Consider the following 19127-nt stretch of genomic DNA (forward strand, 5'->3'; position numbering starts at 1 on the left):
AACATTGCGTCATGCGACGCTTTGTTTCATCCGGTATTAGCCCCGGTTTCCCGGAGTTATCCCAGTCTTACAGGTAGGTTGCCCACGTGTTACTCACCCGTCCGCCGCTCGTTCCACAAGCGTCACCCCCGAAGGAGATCTGCTTGCTTCCCGCGCTCGACTTGCATGTATTAGGCACGCCGCCAGCGTTCGTCCTGAGCCAAGATCAAACTCTCCATAAAAGTTTGTGATGATGAACACCGTTCTTCATCATTCTTAGCTGCTGAGATTTCTCTCAGTTTATTTCTTAAGAAAAAACAGGGTTTGTTTTTTCCTTGACATACTGGTTGTTTTGTTCAGTTTTCAAAGAGCAAATATGACTTGGTTGATTTTGTGAGTCAACCACTTTATTATACCATATTGATTCGCACTTGTCAACAACTTTTTTGTTTAATTGTCGGCGTTTCAAATTGGCGACTTTATTAATATAACACTTATTTAAAACAAAGTCAATATGTTTTTTTATCTTTTGTTGCTGTTCTTTATATCTAGTTTGTTGATTTGTTTAAGCAACGTTAATTAATTTACCATGTTTAAAAACGAAAATCAAGCTTTTTTTTAAAAAAGTATTTCGGAAAGTTTATTTCTATTGTTTACACTATTCTTTTATTTTATTCTAAGCAGAATTGAGAGGTATAAACTCCTTCACATAAAGCACAGAGCCGCTGTTTCTAAAAAGCAATACCCTTAAAGAACTTTAATACGAACAAGGTGAATTAGAATTCTGTAATTATATACTTTTTTCAACTAAGAGAGTAGGTTTAGCGGGTAGCGGCAAGACTCCCACTTCAGATTCTCAGAAAAAGGCGAGCCAGCCAGTCATATGTATCAGAAACGGCACTATATCTCTTTTTTATAAGTAACGTTTAAATCATATCCTTCAACTACTAAGCAATCCGGCGTTTGATAACAGATCTACCTTAAATAGCAGATAACTTAATAAGATGCATGCACGTTTACAGAATCCCGCAAACAAAAAACACAAGGAGAGTGATAATAATTCTGATCTCCTTGTGTTTTTTACAGCACATACTTCTATTCTTTATTTTTCATCTGTGGAAATAATAATACATCCCGGATTGAAGCTGAATTTGTTAACAGCATGACGAGACGATCCACACCTATACCTAGTCCACCAGTTGGCGGAAGCCCATATTCTAGTGCTTCTAAGAAATCTGTATCCATATAATGAGCTTCATCATTTCCAGCTGCCCTTTCTTTCACTTGCGCTTCAAATCGTTCACGCTGATCAATTGGGTCATTTAACTCACTAAATGCATTCGCATGTTCTCGTCCAACAATAAACAATTCAAATCGATCCGTAAATCGTTCATCTTGTTTGTTTTTCTTAGCTAAAGGTGAAACTTCTACAGGATGACCGTAGATAAACGTTGGCTGAATTAAATCTTCTTCCACTGTTTGTTCAAAAAACTCATTTACAATGTGACCATACGTCATGGTTTCAGTAATTTCTACGCCATACTTCTTCGCTAAAGCTCGGGCTTCATCATCGCTCATCTGTGGCCAGAAATCAATGCCCGTTTTTTCTTTAATCGCATCGACCATATGTTTTCTCGTCCATTTTGGAGCCAAGTTCACTTCATGTTCTCCATAAGTTACTGTTGTCGTACCTAAAACTTCCTTAGAGATATGCGCAACAAGTCGCTCTGTTAAATCCATAATGTCATGATAATCAGCATAAGCCTCATACAATTCTATCATCGTAAATTCTGGATTATGTCTTGTGGAAATTCCTTCATTACGAAACACACGACCAATTTCGTAAACCTTTTCCAAGCCACCAACAATTAATCTTTTTAAATGCAATTCTATAGCAATACGCATATAGAGTTCTACATCTAACGCATTATGATGGGTAATAAAAGGTCTTGCTGTAGCGCCCCCTGGTATGCCATGTAACATAGGCGTTTCCACCTCTAAAAACCCTTGGCCATCTAAGTAACGGCGCATTGCTTGAATAATCTTACTGCGCAATACAAATGTCTCTTTACTATCCATGTTCGTAATTAAATCCAGATAACGTTGACGGTATCGCTGCTCAATATCTTTCAAACCATGATATTTCTCTGGTAAAGGCCGTAAAGATTTAGTAAGTAGTTGGAAATCCGTCACTTTAACAGACAACTCTCCTACCTTCGTTTTAAACATAAACCCAGTTACACCGACAATGTCACCAATATCACTCGTTTTAAAAACCTCATATGCAGCTTCTCCGACAGAATCTTTACGAACATAAAGCTGTATTTGTCCACTAATATCTTGAATATGAGCAAAGCCTGCTTTTCCTTTCCCTCGCTTCGTCATCATTCTTCCTGCGATCGTCACTTGCTCTTCCTTACTTTCCAATTCTTCCTTAGAATAGCGATCATATAAATCCTTTAATTCACTTGCAACATGAGAACGGGGGAATCGCTCTCCGAAAGGGTTTATTCCCTGTTCTTTGAATTGTTCCATTTTTTCTTTACGTACTCGCATATGCTCATTTATTTCTTCAGACACCCTAAATTCACTCCAGTCCTTTTCTATAGGTAAAAGTATAAACGATATTTATATAAACTTCATGTGTTGCATTATTTCTGTTAAAATCACAAAGCAAATGTCTTGATTGGCAACAAATTATCTATTTAACTCACTTTCCTAAACAAACGTCTAAAATGATATAGATGCAAGTACAACTCGATCAGAAAACATAGCATCACCCTGTCGGAGAGATCATTGACCCCTCAATTTCTTCCTTCCTAGCTTTATCTACCTGTATTATCCTGATCATAAAGCATAAGTTCTTCTTTAGGAATATCAAGTGTATGCACCACTATGTCTAAAAGATCATCAGAAATCGGCTTAACGCCTCGCTCTATACTACCAATAACAGACAGTGGAACACAAAGCTTTTTGGCAAATTCCACCTGGGTATACCCTTTTAATTTACGAAAAGCTTTTATTCGTCTACCGAATCTTTTTTGGTCCATTTTACTACATCCTTTAAGTCATTTCCTGGCAGTTCCTTTACAACCATGCTTACTTCTTTATCTCCATTAGGTAATGGCAAAACAGCGTGTGGTGCAATTTCGTTTAAAGGCACAAGCACAAATGCACGTTCATGCATGCGAGGATGTGGAATTGTTAAACGCTCCATTTCTATATTTTCTTGATTATATAATAAAATGTCAAGGTCTATTGTACGAGGACCAAAGCGAATGATTCGTTTCCTGCCTAATTCGTTTTCTATTTGTTGACAGTATGCTAATAGTTCCAATGGTAAGCAACTGGTCTCCACTTCTATGACCATATTTAAAAAATCACTTTGTTCCGTATAGCCTACAGGTGCTGTCTGATAGATAGATGATGTTTTTGTAACATGAATTTGTGCATGTTCCTGTAATAGGCGTAAGCCTTCTTTTAAAAATCTTTCTCTTGGTTCGATATTGGTTCCTAATGCTATATATACGTGATTCATTTTACCTTCTCCCTATATATCTCTACCGCTACGGAATGGTATTGACCTGGAATCGGTGGGTCAGGCTTAATAAGCTTTATGTTACATGCTTCAAGCATATCAAACGACGTTAATAACTTTTCTGCAATACTTTCAGCCACCGCTTCGATTAGTTGTTTCGCTTCCCCTTCCACAATTTCCTTAATATATTCATAGGCTTGCCCGTAGTGAATGGAATCATTCATATCGTCACTGTTTCCTGGCTTGCTTAAATCTAGATAGAGCGTAGCGTCCACTTGAAAACGTTGCCCTAATTTATTTTCTTCTGGCAACAATCCATGAAAACCATAAAATTGCAGTTGTTGTAAAAGTATTTTGTCCAAATCCTCACCCTCTTTTTACATGAAGCATTGCATCCATCATTTTAGCAAGCTGTCCATTTGTTTTTACATCATGTACCCGAATGATTTGAGCACCTTTCATAATTCCCATGCAAGTTGTTGCTCCTGTACCAATATCACGATTTTGTGGAGGTTCATCTAAGATATGCCCTATGAATCGTTTTCTAGAGGTTCCTAAAAGTAGTGGATATCCTAGCTCGGAGAAACACTCTAATTGATTCATGACAAGTAAATTATGTTCTGCCGTCTTCGCAAAACCAATACCAGGATCGATAATAATTTGTTCATGTAGAACGCCTGCATCTAGCGCAATATTTATGCTTTCTTTCAAATCTGTGAGCATATCAGGTATTAAATCTTGATAATTCATGTTTGTTCGATTATGCATTAAAATAATCGGCACGTTGTACATTTTAGCTACTTTTGCAATGTCTGGGTCTCGTTTAGCACCCCACACATCGTTAATCATATCAGCACCTGCATCTAATGCCGCCTTGGCAGTTTTCGCTTTATATGTATCAATCGAAATTGGTATGCTGACATGCTTCTTTACTTCACAAATAATAGGAACCACACGTGCAATTTCTTCTTCCTGAGATACCGGCTCATGATTAGGTCGTGTAGATTCGCCGCCAATATCAAGTATATGCGCACCATCTTTCTCCAGCTTTACGGCTTGTTCAATAGCACTTTTAACCGTATTATAATTTCCGCCATCTGAAAAGGAATCCGGTGTGACGTTTAATATACCCATAATGAGTGTGCGATCCGTTAAATCATACGATTGTTTTTTCGTTATTAATCGCATCATTCTTCAGTCCTTCTTTCTACCTTTTCTCTTATCGTATCATACAACGTTTTGGCAAGCGACCTGTTTATATTACGTAAGCAAGATGTTCGTATTTTCGTTATGTTTGAACATATTCTTATGTAAACACATGTTAGTTATTTACAAGAACAAAGGCTCGGGGCACCTGTTTAGCAAACGTAGCGACTGGAACGAATCAACGAAAGTTTTAGGGATCATGCTCCTGCAATAGGGGTATGCCGGTGCCCTCCGGCAAGCCCGTCTTTAGTCGGCCTTCCTATTTAGGACGAACCAATGATGACTTAGCTTAGGGCAATGGAGTGAAGTCGCCTAGTTGCTGGTCGCTGGAGCCGGACGGTGTCATTCGGTTGGTTACGCCATAGCATCAAATTTTATATTCTCTTATCTTTTAAAAAACCTCGCCTTATCGCCATGGTATTACATTCTATTCTGACCCTTCATTGCAAACGAAAAAACCAGTACCTAGCATTGGTACCGGTTTTTTCTTAGGCAGAGATCGCTACTACTTAATTTTCATCTCCAAATTGATAAAGAGGTGTTGATAAATACCTCTCCCCATTATCTGGAAAAATAGCCAATACTTTTTTTCCTTTTCCTAGCTTTTTGGCTACTTTTTTTGCTGCGGCTATAGCTGCACCTGCAGAAACGCCTCCAAGAATACCGTTATTCGTGGCAACTTCGCGGGCAACTTCATATGCTTCATCATTTTCAATTTGGTAAATATCATCATATATTTCCGTATTTAAAATACTTGGCACAAACCCAGCACCTATTCCTTGTATCTTATGGGGGCCAGGCTTTTCTCCAGACAGTACTGCTGAAGACGCTGGTTCAACAGCAAATACTTGCAGATGATTGAAATGGTCCTTTAAAACTTTTCCTGCTCCAGTAATAGTTCCCCCCGTGCCAATACCAGCAATAAAAGCATCTAATCCATCACTCATTTGGGCAATAATCTCTTTCCCCGTTGTTTTTTCATGAATATCTGGATTTGCAAGATTATTGAATTGTTGTGGCATAAAATAGCCATGTGCTTTTTGTAATTCTTCTGCTTTATGAATAGCGCCCTTCATTCCTTCTGCTCCTGGAGTTAGCACAAGCTCTGCTCCATAAGCTCGTAAAAGATTACGACGTTCTAAACTCATCGTATCAGGCATAACTAAGATTGCTTTATAATCTTTTGCAGCCGCAACCATCGCTAAACCTATACCCGTGTTACCACTCGTTGGTTCTATAATCGTATCTCCTGGCTTTAACTTGCCCTCTCGTTCCGCAGCTTCCACCATGGCTAAAGCAATTCGATCCTTTACGGAGCTACCTGGATTCATAAATTCCAACTTCACATAAATATCTGCACTATCTTCATCTACAATACCTTTTAATTTCACAATCGGAGTCTCACCAATTAATTCTGCTACACTTTGAGCAACTTTCATTTTTCAGCCTCCTAATCCCTAGTTAATCGATAAGTTTAATACTAATTTACGCTGTTCTTTAAAAAATGTCAACGAATCAAATTAAATTTATAGATATTTGGACTTAGACTATCTCTATTCAGAATAAATCCATTCAATATCCTGACTTTCCCACAGCGGATCAGCTTCTAAGGCCTGGTTCTTCTCTTGTAAAGCTATTTCACTCGTTATATACGGTTTCATTTCTTCATACGTAAAGGTTATGGAGGGCAGTTTTCGATGAAGGTAGATGAGGGCAACCTCTTCTCCTACCTTAAAAGGTTCACTATAAGAGAACTCCTTCAAATCATTGACAATCGCCTCATAACTATCTGGAAAGTATTTACTTTCTGTAGATAAATACCCTAAATACCCTCCAACCCCGCGCGTTTCTTCATCGACAGAATACTCTTGGGCTAGTAAATTAAAAGACGCCCCCTGTTCTAATTCATTGTATATCTTTTCAGCAGTTTCCATATCTTTTGCAATGATATGGGACAGTTGCATCGAAGCTATAAAATTATATTGCTCGCCATATGTTTCATAATGCTCTTTCAAGGTTTCATCCGATACCGAAACATTTTCGGTTAATAACCTCTCCAGCTGATAGCGATGTCGAATATCCTTCTCCCACTTCGCTTCCAAATCTTCATATTCTGTTTCGGTTAAAACACCTTGCATAGCAAGCAACAGAGATATCTCTCTTTCAATCACTTTATCACTTATGGAAATGTTTTTTTCGTTTGCTAATTGGCTTACAACTTCCCGATCAATCATCGCTTTTAAATGTTCTTCACCATATGTATCACGCAAAGCCTTTCGCCACTCCTCAATACTTATTTCTTCTCCATTAACGGTAGCTGCAGCTTCATTATTTTTATACTTCTTGCCATTACCTGTTTCGATATCAACTTCTTCTTGGTTCCACACGAACAAAGTGGCAATATTTGTTACTAACAATAGGACAATTAAACCTAACATTAACTTCTTTGACATGTATTTTCCCCCTATTATAAACTGAATATTCAATTAAATAGGACTTGCTTCACCAAACAATTGCTTAAAAACGATAGCGTACAACCTATAGAATATAAACGGAGGCTATTTGTACATAATGTATTTTCATGTTGAAGGGAAAGTTATAGCTCTTTATCATTGGAATAACGTGGACCATGACTAGTGAGGGTTTTTGGCTTTTGCATCGTTTTTAGCAAGAATTCGTCCATGCACAGCTGAAAAGTTGTGTCTTTCTCTAATACTGCCAAAATGTGATAGTTACGTACATCTTCCATTAACTGTGGTTCTTCTCATACGTACTATGATCTCCCACTTAGACATATCTAGCATAGATTCCTAATTCTAAAAAGTTGGATTTAGAAGTACTTCATATGTAAGCTAAGATGAATCTACCCAATGACTATGGGAGAGGATTATTCCTCCCACATTCATTTTAGTCACGAAGCAGACAAAGTAAGCGAAGGTGCTTATCGTAGGGTGATTTCGTGAAGTTGCTCAGTTGGTGGGCTATGAAGCCGGTCTATTCGGTGTTTCCTTATCCCCAAGCACCTCATTTTATACTTCCTTATTTTATTAGAAAAACTTAATTTTCACTCAAGCTTTGCTTTAAAAGACGCAAATCTTCTTCTGCAAACTGATACGTCTTATTGCAAAAATGACAGCTTGCTTCAGCTCCATGATCTTCTTCTATCATACTTTGGATTTCCGCTTCCCCAAGACCTTGAATAGCTCGCTCAACACGTTCTTTAGAACATCTACAGTGAAATTCCATCGGTAATGATTCATGTATTTTAATTTCCTGACCTCTAAATAAACGTTGCAAAATTTGCTCTGGTGTATTTCCTTCGCGGATAAGGGAAGAAATCGGTGGAAAAGATTGAATTTGCTCTTCTAGCTGTTGAATAACTTCATCACTAGCCCCAGGCATAAGCTGTACAATAAATCCTCCAGCTGCTAAAATGCTATGATCAGGATTAACTAAAACACCAGCACCAACGGCTGAAGGAATTTGCTCGGAATTTGCAAAATAATAGGTGAAATCCTCGCTTATTTCCCCGGAAATAATTGGAACTTCTCCTGTAAAATAATCTTTTAAGCCTAAATCTTTTATAACACTAATGCTCCCTTCTTTCCCAACTGCTCTAGCAACATCTAGTTTCCCTTTTTCATTTAGTTCAAAATCCACATGCGGATTCATTACATAGCCACGAACATGTCCTTTTGCATCTGCATCAGCAATGATTGCTCCTAAAGGACCCGTTCCCATCACCTTTGTAGTAATAGAGTCCTCTCCTTTTAACATAGCACCCATCATACCAGTAATTGTAAGTGTTCTTCCTAGAGCAGCCGAGGCAGTTGCCCATGTATCATGCCGTTGACGCGCCTCTTCCACTGTATTTGTAGAAAGCGCTGCATAAGCACGCACCATTCCATTATAAGCCGTTGCTTTTATAATAAAGTCTTTCACAAGCCTTTTCTCCCTTCTTGTGTAAATAATAAATCAGTAGGGGGTCATTTATACCCCAGTTGCCATGCTGTTATTTCCATTTCCCTATATTTCAAGTGGTAGTCTTACAGCAATCTATATTCAGGATACATTAGTAAATTAACCATCGAAAATGTATAAACAATCTCATCCAGTTAAGACTTTATAGACAGCTATCGTAGACGATTTAGAAATTATTATTAGAATCTTTATTCCTATCATAAATTATTCGCAAACCTTTTAAGGTTAAATATGGATCAACCTGATGAATGACTTCTGATTCATTAGCTATCAAAGCTGCTAAACCGCCAGTTGCAATAACTGTTGTACTCGTATTCATTTCTCTTTCCATACGGCGAACAATTCCATCTACTTGTCCTACATATCCATAAACAACGCCAGATTGCATAGCTTCAACAGTAGATGTTCCAATAACATGAGCCGGTGCTTGTATTTCAATTTTGGGTAATTTGGATGCTCTATTGTACAAGGCTTCCATTGCCACATTTAAGCCAGGAGTAATGACACCGCCATAATATTCTTTTTGCTCATTTATATAGCAATAAGTAGTTGCTGTACCAAAATCAATAATGATAAGTGGTGCTCCATATTCTTCTATAGCGCCTACTGCATTAACAATTCGATCAGCACCAATTTCTTTCGGATTAGGATACTGCATTTTTAAGTAATTATGTACAGGTTCCTTCCCAATAATCATCGGTTCTATTTGAAAATAGTCCTTGCACATCTTTTCTAACGCGTACATAATTGGAGGTACGACAGAAGAGATAATGACTCCGGATATATCGGAATTAGAAATGCCTTTGTAAGCAAACAGGGATTGCATTAACATGCCGTATTCATCCTCTGTTTTATGTCGATCCGTTTTAATTCTCCATTGGTGCTTTAAATTCTCTCCTTCAAAAACCCCTAATACAGTATTTGTATTCCCAACATCTAGTACAAGTAACATATGGTTCCAAACCTTTCTTTGTTCAAACTCTCCCTAGTTCCTTAGTTCCCTATAGGAAAGTATAAAATTTTATCGTTTGTAGTATAAGAAAAATGATAGCTTCGCCAAAAAGACTTATTGACAAACCAACTTTTTCTAACTGATTTTTAATATACCACATTTGTTTTGCTATGAATATGTAGAGGTTCTATAACTTAAATATATTTAAAAATGCTCCAGTGTCCATTTAAAATGCTAGCGTTTATTAATTAATTAGCATGTTTGTTTAGATAGTATCACACATGCCAGCTTGAATCCTTCAAATCTCATACTCCCTTATAGCATAAAACAACTCCCCACTTTAACCAAAGTTATAGCAGGGAGTTGTTCTGGTTTACTTTTCATCATCTTCTGATGATGGTTTATTGTCCGTTGTTATTTCATCCACAGATGAAGGTTTTTGCTCTTTTGATGTTGTATCATCATTAGGATGAGTAGGTGGCTTATTATCCGTTGTGATATCTTCTTTTTTCTCTTGTTGTTTATTTAGCGCTTTTTTCTTTGCCTGTTCATACGTCTCTGGCGCTTCATCTTTTGATTTGATATTCACTTTCATATCATCTTCTTCCGGTTCAGGAAGGACGCCTTTTTCAAATAATGATTTTATTTGTTTTGCATCTAGTGTTTCCACTTCAAGTAAAGTTTTAGCAATTAATTCAAGCTTATCTTTATGCTCGGTAAGAATTGCTTTCGCACGATCATAACAGTAATTAATAAAGTTTTGCATTTCTTGATCAATTTCGTGCGCTATTGCATCACTATACTGTTGATCATTGCTAAGATCGCGACCTAAAAATACTTGACCACCGCCAGAAGTAAACTGTAAAGGCCCAATCCGATCACTCATACCGTACTCGGTAATCATCTTACGAGCAATAGCTGTTGCTCGCTGAAAATCGTTATGAGCTCCAGTACTTACTTCTCCGAAGATAACTTCTTCCGCTACACGACCACCTAAAAGACCTGTTATTTTGTCAAAAAGCTCTGGTTTCGTCATAAAGTAACGGTCTTCCTTAGGTAACATGACGGCATAACCGCCCGCTTGGCCACGTGGTACAATGGTAACCTTATGAACAATATCCGCATCATCTAAAACCATTCCGATAACGGTATGCCCACTTTCATGATACGCTACAATGTCTCGCTCTTTTTCAGAGATCACTCTGCTTTTCTTAGCAGGTCCCGCAATAACGCGGTCTATTGCTTCATCCACATCAAGCATTTCAATTTTATTACTGTCTCGTCTTGCTGCTACTAATGCTGCTTCATTTAGTAAGTTCTCCAAATCAGCACCTGAAAAACCAGGCGTACGCATAGCAATTGTTTTTAAATCAACATCCTCGGCTAGCGGCTTGTTTCTAGCATGTACTTCTAAAACCTCTTTACGTCCCTTCACATCTGGACGGTCTACCATAATTTGTCGGTCAAAACGGCCTGGTCGTAATAAAGCAGGGTCTAAAATGTCAGCACGGTTCGTTGCTGCCATAATGATAATCCCTTCGTTAGCACCAAAACCATCCATCTCTACAAGCAATTGGTTTAATGTTTGTTCACGCTCATCATGACCACCGCCAAGGCCCGCTCCACGCTGTCTACCAACTGCGTCGATTTCGTCTATAAAAATGATACAAGGAGCATTCTTTTTCGCGTTTTCAAACAAATCACGTACACGCGAAGCACCAACACCAACAAACATCTCCACAAAGTCTGAACCACTTATAGAGAAGAATGGTGTACCAGCTTCTCCTGCTACGGCACGTGCTAATAATGTTTTACCAGTTCCTGGGGGTCCCACTAAAAGTACACCTTTCGGAATTCTAGCACCAACAGCAGAGAATTTTCTTGGATCTTTTAGAAAGTCCACTACCTCTACTAGTTCTTGTTTCTCTTCATCAGCACCCGCTACATCTTTAAAGCGAACTTTCTTTTTATCTTCACTATACATTTTTGCCTTACTCTTCCCAAAGTTCATGACGCGACCGCCGCCGCCCCCACCTTGGGCTTGACTAAGTATAAAGAAAAAGAGAAGTCCAATGATTAAAAACGGAATCATTGTAGTTAAAAGCGTTACCCACATACTCGGTTGCTCTTCTTCTTCTACAAAAAGGTCACTTTGTTCATTTGCTTGTTCCGTAATGGAAGAAATAATATCTGTATTATCTGGAACTTGCGCAACAAACGGCTTTTCTTCGTCTTCTAATACACCTTCGTAACGAATAATACCGTTAGCTGGTTGCATGGTCATTTCTTTAATTTCGCCATTATTTAAAGCATCCATAAATTGCTTAACATTATATTCTTTTGCTTCTTCATTTTGCCCACTGAACAGTGAAATAACCGAAATAATCACAAGGACAATCACTATCCAGAAAACTGCATTCCGAAATATCCGGCTCATTGCTTACCTCCTCCCAAGCGGGGAAAAACTATATTACATCGTACCATACAAAAAAGTTGGAATACAACTAATTTACCTTAAAAATAGGATAAACGGAAACTTCATTTTATTGGAGTTTTACCGTCACGTTGTACTGGTTGCTTATACTGTAGAGATATTTAGAAGAACACGGTTTGTCACCAAGCCCTTATAAAAGAGAAAATTTGTAGTTTCTTATACGATAAACTTCTTTCATTCGTTTGATTAGAAAAGAAAAACATTTGTCTGCAAGTTTTTCAAAAACTTAACAGCTATCTAGCTACAAACCATCATGGTTGCCTATTCGTAAATTCATTCAAACATTTGGTATTGTTGTACACTACGTAATCTTGTCTATATCTTCCTATACTACACTATACTACAACTACTTTGGTGGTAAAGTTTTTTATTCCCCACCATATACTTCCGGCTTTAACACACCAATATAAGGTAAGTTTCTATATTTCTCTTGGTAGTCTAACCCATAGCCTACAACAAATTCATTAGGCACTTCAAAACCAATCATATCCGCTTTGATGTCCGCAGTTCTTCCCGTCGGCTTATCTAATAATGTAACAATTTTAACAGAATTAGCCTTGCGATATTTAAATAAATCTACTAAATAACGTAAAGTTAAACCGCTATCGATAATGTCTTCAATAATTAGCAAATCCCGTCCTTCCACCTTTGTATCAAGGTCTTTAACAATCTTTACTTCTCCAGAAGAACGCATTTCTTTGCCATAGCTAGAAACATCCATAAAATCCATCTCTAAATACGTCTCTGTATAGCGTAAAATATCGGACATAAAAGGCATAGCACCTTTTAATACACCGATAGCTAACGGAAACTTGCCATCATACTCCCTCGTTAATTGTTCCCCTAATTCTTTACACTTATTTGCAATTTCCTCCTGTGATATTAACACTTCTTTAATATCATTATGCATATACCCTGCTCCTCCTACCTGTTGCCATCTTGAAAATATAATTGTATTTGTGAGGTATTCATCTGAGGTTTCGCAACGGCTGCTTTTCGCAAACCGACTAACCATAGAATCTCCCCGTCATTATCTGTCACTAACGGCCAAGTTGCTCGTTGATGACGAGGCACTTTTGCATCAATAAAAATATCCTTTATTTTCTTCCTTCCGTTTAACCCCGCGACATGCATTATATCGCCTTGTTTTCGGGTTCTTATATGTAATGGAAGTGCTACCTGATTAACGGGAATGGTAAGGCTATACTTCGTTTGTTCCGTTACCGCTTCACCATATTCAGCATACATCACGGAGCCATCAGGTAAAATTGTTTGCCCTGGGATAATTATTAACTTATGATATGATGATGAGCTAGAAAGGTCATCACAAAAGTAACACCTTATTTGATCGTAGGACTTCTCTACTTTTAGTCCAGCGGGGAAATCGATCTGTGCATTGCCCGTTTGGTGGAAAATCAATGCCAAAAATTGCTCTTCATGTACATAAGACAAACTGTCAGGAACATCCACATACAGATAGTTTAATATTAGATGATAGGCACGCCTTTGTAAAGCAAATGCATACGTTTTAAACGCATGAATTTCAAATGATAATTGTCGCCTTGCTGAATCAAAACATACAACAGCATCTACCATTTTTTTTGCTTCTTGCAAAACATAAGCGCCATCAATAGCTAATGTTTCACTTAAATGTTGCACAGTTGTATGTAAGTTACTATTTTTTTGTTTTAACATTGGTACAATATGATGCCTGACATAATTACGTGTGTATACCGTTTCTTCGTTAGAAGGATCTAGGCGCGGTACAATCTGATGCGCTTGACAATAGTCCCATATATCATCTTTTGTTACACAAAGAAGCGGTCGCACAATCCAACCATTAGAAAAGGAACGTTTAACAGGTATCCCTTTAAAGCTTTGAACATCAGCCGAACGAACAAGGCGCATCACCATCGTTTCGATTTGATCATCACCGTGGTGGCCTAATGCTAAATAATCTGCCTGAAACTTCTCCATTTGCTCCTTGAATACAGTATAGCGTAACGTTCTTGCGGCTATTTGTGTACCTTGTTTATTTTCTTGTTTCCAAGCAGGAACATTGACAGACGAAGAAACACATTCAATTTGCCATTGTTCACAGATATGTTTGACATAAGATACATCTGCTAATGATTCTTCCCCACGAAGCTGATGATCAACGGTCACGGCAACAACGCGGAAGCCCCAACTTTCCTTCATCGTGTTTAAACAATGCAATAACGCCATAGAGTCTGGCCCTCCAGAGACACCGACTAAAATCGTTGCTCCTTTCGTGAATAACTGATGTCGCTTCATAAACTGTCGTACTTTTTCTTCCATTTGTCCATCTCCAACAAACGCGAATTCTTTTTTAATGTATAATGTAATCCTATCACAATACTTGTTACTGAAAAAGCAAAGAAACTGCATAATAAATGATTGCCAGTGCGGATATGCCTCCTATATCGATAAATAAGGAGGATGAATTTGTTTGCTGTCCATGTTGTTGATGAGCACGCATATTTTTTCGTTCTGTAGTATAAATTATTTTTAATAAGTCATTTTTCATCTGCTTACTCGTATGATAGTTTCCGACAAGCGCTTTCTTTAAAACCATACGATACGGTGCTAGCTCTTTTACACTATCAATTTTGCGAAACAACTGTTTTTGTGGAGAAGATTCTTTTGCAAATTGATTTGGATAATATACATGTAAAAAAACCATTGTAAACGCAAATAAGTCATAGCTTGCCTCCGCTTTCCTAGTCCCTAAGCCCCAATAACCACGATCATAAAATTCCGTGTACTCCTTAATGGATCTCCCTATTTGGGTTGTTCCACCAACATCAACCCAACGAACTTTTGGAGGAGAGGAGACAACAAGCAAGTTATCTGCTTTTAAATCCCCAAACACCCAACCGTTTTGATGCAATTCTTGTAAAGCATCTAAAAGTTGTAGCATAAAAACACCAACCCATGCTTGTCCTCTTCGTTGAACGTAACTAATTAACGGCTCTCCGTGCAAATATTCCATCACATAAAAAGAATAGCATATTCCTTGTGGTGACACCCAATCATCTACATCTAATAAAGAAGGCCCAAGCCGATTTCCTTGGACCTTTGCCAATGACTTAAGTACATTTACTTCTACCGTCATAGATGAACGTTTATCACTAATTTTTAATGCAGCCTGCTTCCCATTACAAACACAAAGATATACAACGCCAATGGCCCCAGCTCCAAGCTTTCTTTGAATAAGATATGTTTTTCCATGCCATTTGCCGCGCAGCTTTATCCCTGGACGAACGTCAATGTCAAGCTTCTTCCATTCCTGGCTGTTCATCTTCATACTTAAAGCCCCTCCGTAAGCTCTTCTTACCAAATTGATACATCGCTTCTCGAATAGCAGGCCCCGTCGGAGTAACCCCGCCACTTGTTAATTTAGGAAAGATAGAAGAAATGCTATCTAATGCTGGAGACCATTCTAATATCCTATCCATTTGTTTTCGTTTTCCAGGGAAGCGGTAAATGGCAAACCGATTTCGCCCTATTCGTGCATTTAAACTGATGGATAAATCCATTAATGCTTCTTTTACAGTAGGAAGCTTATCATACATACTTGCACTTGTATCAACTAAAACAAGCACCTCTAAATCACATGTTTCACCCATATCCTCTACTACTTCCATAATTTCTCCACGTTTTTCTGGTTCAAGATCTTCCATGGATTGACCCTTACCTAATATTTGCTCCAATTCTTTATTAACAAATCCCTGCATTGTTTGCGTCATGGCTTGCTTGGTAACGGATTGAACAGTTTGCGACAGTGATTGCTTGTAAACAAGCTGACTAACCCCGCCACCAGACAAAGCTATATCTTCTACTTCTTGCAAACTTTCATCTTGTTCTGCATGTCCATCATCTAATATGCCAATTACATTAACAGTAATCCCTTGTTGTTGCGCGATTGAAGCTACTGCAACAGGATCCTCCCCTTTGTTGGAACAACCATCTGTAATAAGTAATATTTGTTTTAAAGTACCTTTTTTCAATCCAACTACCTCCCAACTTTTCAGTACCATCATCGCCATCTTTCCGCTTCTCTATACATAAATGGCTAGCGATTAATGATAGATGGAAGGCAATGTTAGGAAGCAGCAGCAAGCCGTAAGCGCATTTTCTTTCCTCCTCCCCAGATTTGTATCGTAAAGGCACTAAGAAGATACAGAATAAAGAGGTGCTCCAGCCCACCTAGGTGTATTCTTCTTTACCTTAGCAACAACGACCGTCATATCATCCTCAATTTCTCCACCTCTTGTACGAATCACCTCTTCTAAAATCAAGTCAGCTATTTCCTGTGGATCATTTGTGCGCATATCACGAATTTTACGCTTTAGCCAAATATCCGTATTTTCAATATGTTTAGGACCTTCAAAAATACCGTCACTCATCATAATTAACAAATCATTAGGAAGCAACTGCTCACTAACAATATCAACATCGAATTCTTGGATAATTCCCATTGGTAAATTGCTTGCTTCAATTTTTAATAATTCATTTCCTCGCTTCACGAAGCTTGGTGAAGAACCAATTTTTAAAAATTGTACATACGCATTGTGCAAATCTATGACGGCTAAATCCAGCGTTGCAAACATTTCTTCCGTCGAACGTAAAGATAAAATTGAATTAATGGATTTAATGGCTACTTTCTCAGGTATACCTGTCTGCAATATTTGTTGCAGCAGCCTTAACGTTTCCACACTTTCTTCCTGCGCACGAGCACCATTTCCCATGCCATCACTAATTGCCATCGCATACTTTCCAGCGCCTAATTCTATCGTAGTGTAACTATCCCCAGATATAAGTCCGCCACCTTTTGCCGCATTAGCAGCACCTGTTTCTACTACAAACTCACGCGCTGTTCCAAACGCCAAGTAACTATAACCATTTGGAAATGGCGCAATTTCTTCTTGCTTCACAACGATTACTTCCGATAAAATATCCGATAAAACAGGTGCTATTAGTTTGGCACCTTCCCCTCGATATTCGTAAAATGTTAATGTCATTTCAATGTCCACATTGCCTTTTTCCAAACTGTAAATCTCTAGTTTCTCTAATTCCATTCCTAATTGCTTTAATGCATGTATAATTTGCATTTCCTGTTGCTCATGGTGCTCGCGTTCTTTTAGAATTTCTTTCGCAAAATCTTCCATCACCTCCGATACCCCTTGCAATTGATCAGCGACTAACTTCTTGCTTTCTAATACTTGTTGTTTTAACTTTTGGTTTGCTTCAAAATACGATACTTCTTCCTTCATAGCATCCAATACTTTTTGTGGCTTTACGCAAAAATTTTCAAATTCTCTCATGGTTGTTTTTGGCGGTTTCCCTCCTTCTTGTAACCCTTCCTTTAGCAATTCCATTAAGCTGTACGTTTTATCAAACTCCTTTTGCCAACACCTTTCTTTCATAAAACAATTTTGACATGATTTTTCCGTAACTTGACTTAAAAAATAGTCCGTTTCTCTCCGTATCTCCTGCTCATCTTCTAAATGCGAATCAGCACTTGCAAAACTATTCGATAACGCTTGAAAGACGCCAGAAAACTGCTCCACCCGTTGAGCTGTTACGTTGCGAACTTTTTGTAAATATTGTTCCTGTTCATTTGTATACTCCTCTGTCCCTGGAATAAGCCGAGACAGCTTTTTAAACCAGCCTGCTGGTGTAAGTAAAAAGAGGGCAACTGCCATCGACGTCTCTATAATGGAAGGGACAAGCGCTGTCATATTCCCATAAATACCAATTAAGAACGTTCCAACAAATAACCCAATGGCTACACCAGGTTTTTTGCCCTCTTTTAATAATCCTCCTAAAAGTCCTGAGAATGCTAATAAACTCATTTGATATAAATTCGCAACATTGGCAAGCGACAAAATCAATCCTGTTACCACTCCAACCGTCGATCCTACAGCTGCTCCACCAACAAAAGCAAGAATAAGTACAAAATAACGAGCGAGTACCTGCTCCACAGCTGCTCCATAAAGCGTCCAACCAATCGTTCCTGTAAGAATGGAAGCCAGGAGAATAATCATACAAACAATTTCTTCGTTTTTTAACGCTGGATTATACCTTTTTGGTGATAATAACGGCATACTCTGCATAAATATTAAAACGAGAACCGTCCCTAACACCCCTTCTACTAACACAAGCATCCATTCATATGCTGCCAACTGCTGTTCTATTGAATATTGAAAAATTCGTGTGCTTACTGAAGCAAGAAATACAAAAAACGGTATGAGTAACCGTTGATTTTTTGCTTGTTTAAATAGTCCTGCTAAAAATAGAAAAACAAATAACCCTAAAGCGGTAAAAATTCCATGGTCTACAGAATAGCTCAAAGCACCTATTAGGACCGCTATCATAGCTTTAGCTGCTTTTTCCTTATAGACAAGCCACATCGTCGCTAAGAAAGCTACCGCAAATGGCGAAACAGCTGATAAAATGACTGCCCGGCCTAATAAAAATCCAATCATGTAAAATAACCAGCCTCTATCCACTAAAACCATTTTCAACTTTGCATAAAGGAGACTTCTCAGCTTGTCCCACTGACTTGCATGTTGAGCTATTAGTGCTTTGGGCTGTAACCTTGACATTGACTCCATCATAACCACCACTCCCTCTCTGTAAATCATATTTAACCACAATATGCGAACTGTTTTTGTCAAAACTTCAGAGCTTGTAAAAAAATCGTTCGACTACTTTTTACGGTTTAAACAGGATTCAACACGAACAAACGTTGGGAAGAATGCAACCGTTTCGTTTGCTTTTATTCATGAGTAATGGAGGAGGCATCCTTTTTCGTAAGACAAGAGCAAGTATTCACAGCATCTCCCTTCTTGTAACAATTTGAAAAATATGTGCGAAAATATAGGAGATAAGATGGTTACACAAAGAAAGGATAAAAAACAAAAAAGGAGTTGACAGAGAGGCGAACCTGC

General features: G+C 38.2%; 15 protein-coding genes and 1 rRNA gene. All 16 read right to left on the reverse strand.

Annotated features, from left to right (window positions below; all coding sequences use genetic code 11):
• Positions 1-221: ribosomal RNA gene (locus tag BUB45_RS14945) — 16S ribosomal RNA — on the reverse strand; the annotation flags it as partial.
• An 853-nt stretch (positions 222-1074) separates the two neighbouring features.
• A complete protein-coding gene (lysS, locus tag BUB45_RS14950) occupies positions 1075-2559 on the reverse strand; it encodes a lysine--tRNA ligase (RefSeq protein ID WP_073011435.1) in 1485 nt (494 codons plus the stop codon).
• A 245-nt stretch (positions 2560-2804) separates the two neighbouring features.
• A complete protein-coding gene (locus BUB45_RS14955; RefSeq protein ID WP_073011437.1) occupies positions 2805-3029 on the reverse strand; it encodes a helix-turn-helix domain-containing protein in 225 nt (74 codons plus the stop codon).
• The gene (gene folK / locus BUB45_RS14960) at positions 2999-3517 is read right to left on the reverse strand and encodes a 2-amino-4-hydroxy-6-hydroxymethyldihydropteridine diphosphokinase (RefSeq protein ID WP_073011439.1); all 519 of its coding nucleotides are present in this window, start codon (positions 3515-3517) and stop codon (positions 2999-3001) included. The genes BUB45_RS14955 and folK overlap by 31 nt, the downstream gene beginning before the upstream one ends.
• Entirely contained in the window at positions 3514-3879 is a 366-nt protein-coding gene (gene folB / locus BUB45_RS14965) for a dihydroneopterin aldolase (protein WP_073011442.1), read from the reverse strand. The genes folK and folB overlap by 4 nt, the downstream gene beginning before the upstream one ends.
• A gap of 4 nt (positions 3880-3883) precedes the next feature.
• Complete coding sequence (gene folP / locus BUB45_RS14970; protein WP_139300182.1) at positions 3884-4705, reverse strand: dihydropteroate synthase; 822 nt, start codon at positions 4703-4705, stop codon at positions 3884-3886.
• 527 nt (positions 4706-5232) lie between these two features.
• A complete protein-coding gene (gene cysK, locus BUB45_RS14975; RefSeq protein WP_073011447.1) occupies positions 5233-6162 on the reverse strand; it encodes a cysteine synthase A in 930 nt (309 codons plus the stop codon).
• Positions 6163-6276: 114 nt separating this feature from the next.
• Positions 6277-7176 carry a peptidylprolyl isomerase gene (locus BUB45_RS14980; RefSeq protein ID WP_073011451.1) on the reverse strand — a complete coding sequence of 300 codons (900 nt, stop codon included), beginning with the start codon at positions 7174-7176 and terminating at the stop codon, positions 6277-6279.
• Between the two features lie 604 nt (positions 7177-7780).
• Positions 7781-8665 carry an Hsp33 family molecular chaperone HslO gene (gene hslO, locus BUB45_RS14985; RefSeq protein ID WP_073011453.1) on the reverse strand — a complete coding sequence of 295 codons (885 nt, stop codon included), beginning with the start codon at positions 8663-8665 and terminating at the stop codon, positions 7781-7783.
• A 205-nt stretch (positions 8666-8870) separates the two neighbouring features.
• On the reverse strand, positions 8871-9656 hold the full coding sequence (locus BUB45_RS14990; protein ID WP_073011456.1) for a type III pantothenate kinase: 786 nt from the start codon (positions 9654-9656) through the stop codon (positions 8871-8873).
• A gap of 373 nt (positions 9657-10029) precedes the next feature.
• Positions 10030-12093: an ATP-dependent zinc metalloprotease FtsH gene (ftsH, locus tag BUB45_RS14995; protein WP_073011458.1), complete on the reverse strand. Its 2064-nt coding sequence runs from the start codon at positions 12091-12093 to the stop codon at positions 10030-10032.
• Positions 12094-12517: 424 nt separating this feature from the next.
• Complete coding sequence (gene hpt, locus BUB45_RS15000) at positions 12518-13060, reverse strand: hypoxanthine phosphoribosyltransferase (protein WP_073011461.1); 543 nt, start codon at positions 13058-13060, stop codon at positions 12518-12520.
• A 14-nt stretch (positions 13061-13074) separates the two neighbouring features.
• Positions 13075-14469, reverse strand: coding sequence for a tRNA lysidine(34) synthetase TilS (gene tilS / locus BUB45_RS15005; protein WP_073011719.1), 1395 nt, complete (start codon positions 14467-14469; stop codon positions 13075-13077).
• 64 nt (positions 14470-14533) lie between these two features.
• Complete coding sequence (locus BUB45_RS15010; RefSeq protein ID WP_073011464.1) at positions 14534-15478, reverse strand: protein kinase domain-containing protein; 945 nt, start codon at positions 15476-15478, stop codon at positions 14534-14536.
• On the reverse strand, positions 15444-16181 hold the full coding sequence (locus BUB45_RS15015; RefSeq protein ID WP_073011467.1) for a VWA domain-containing protein: 738 nt from the start codon (positions 16179-16181) through the stop codon (positions 15444-15446). The genes BUB45_RS15010 and BUB45_RS15015 overlap by 35 nt, the downstream gene beginning before the upstream one ends.
• 162 nt (positions 16182-16343) lie before the next feature.
• A complete protein-coding gene (spoIIE, locus tag BUB45_RS15020; RefSeq protein ID WP_073011469.1) occupies positions 16344-18794 on the reverse strand; it encodes a stage II sporulation protein E in 2451 nt (816 codons plus the stop codon).
• Positions 18795-19127 lie beyond the last annotated feature (333 nt).

The organism is Virgibacillus chiguensis (assembly GCF_900129865.1).
GTDB lineage: Bacteria > Bacillota > Bacilli > Bacillales > Amphibacillaceae > Virgibacillus > Virgibacillus chiguensis.

Coding starts and splice junctions, on each gene's coding strand:
- hpt (WP_073011461.1), bottom strand. CDS start 13,060: ATGCATAATGATATTAAAGAAGTGTTAATATCACAGGAGGAAATTGCA.
- BUB45_RS15010 (WP_073011464.1), bottom strand. CDS start 15,478: ATGAAGATGAACAGCCAGGAATGGAAGAAGCTTGACATTGACGTTCGT.
- folP (WP_139300182.1), bottom strand. CDS start 4,705: ATGCGATTAATAACGAAAAAACAATCGTATGATTTAACGGATCGCACA.
- folK (WP_073011439.1), bottom strand. CDS start 3,517: ATGAATCACGTATATATAGCATTAGGAACCAATATCGAACCAAGAGAA.
- BUB45_RS14955 (WP_073011437.1), bottom strand. CDS start 3,029: ATGGACCAAAAAAGATTCGGTAGACGAATAAAAGCTTTTCGTAAATTA.
- spoIIE (WP_073011469.1), bottom strand. CDS start 18,794: ATGATGGAGTCAATGTCAAGGTTACAGCCCAAAGCACTAATAGCTCAA.
- BUB45_RS14980 (WP_073011451.1), bottom strand. CDS start 7,176: ATGTCAAAGAAGTTAATGTTAGGTTTAATTGTCCTATTGTTAGTAACA.
- ftsH (WP_073011458.1), bottom strand. CDS start 12,093: ATGAGCCGGATATTTCGGAATGCAGTTTTCTGGATAGTGATTGTCCTT.
- tilS (WP_073011719.1), bottom strand. CDS start 14,469: ATGGAAGAAAAAGTACGACAGTTTATGAAGCGACATCAGTTATTCACG.
- BUB45_RS14990 (WP_073011456.1), bottom strand. CDS start 9,656: ATGTTACTTGTACTAGATGTTGGGAATACAAATACTGTATTAGGGGTT.
- cysK (WP_073011447.1), bottom strand. CDS start 6,162: ATGAAAGTTGCTCAAAGTGTAGCAGAATTAATTGGTGAGACTCCGATT.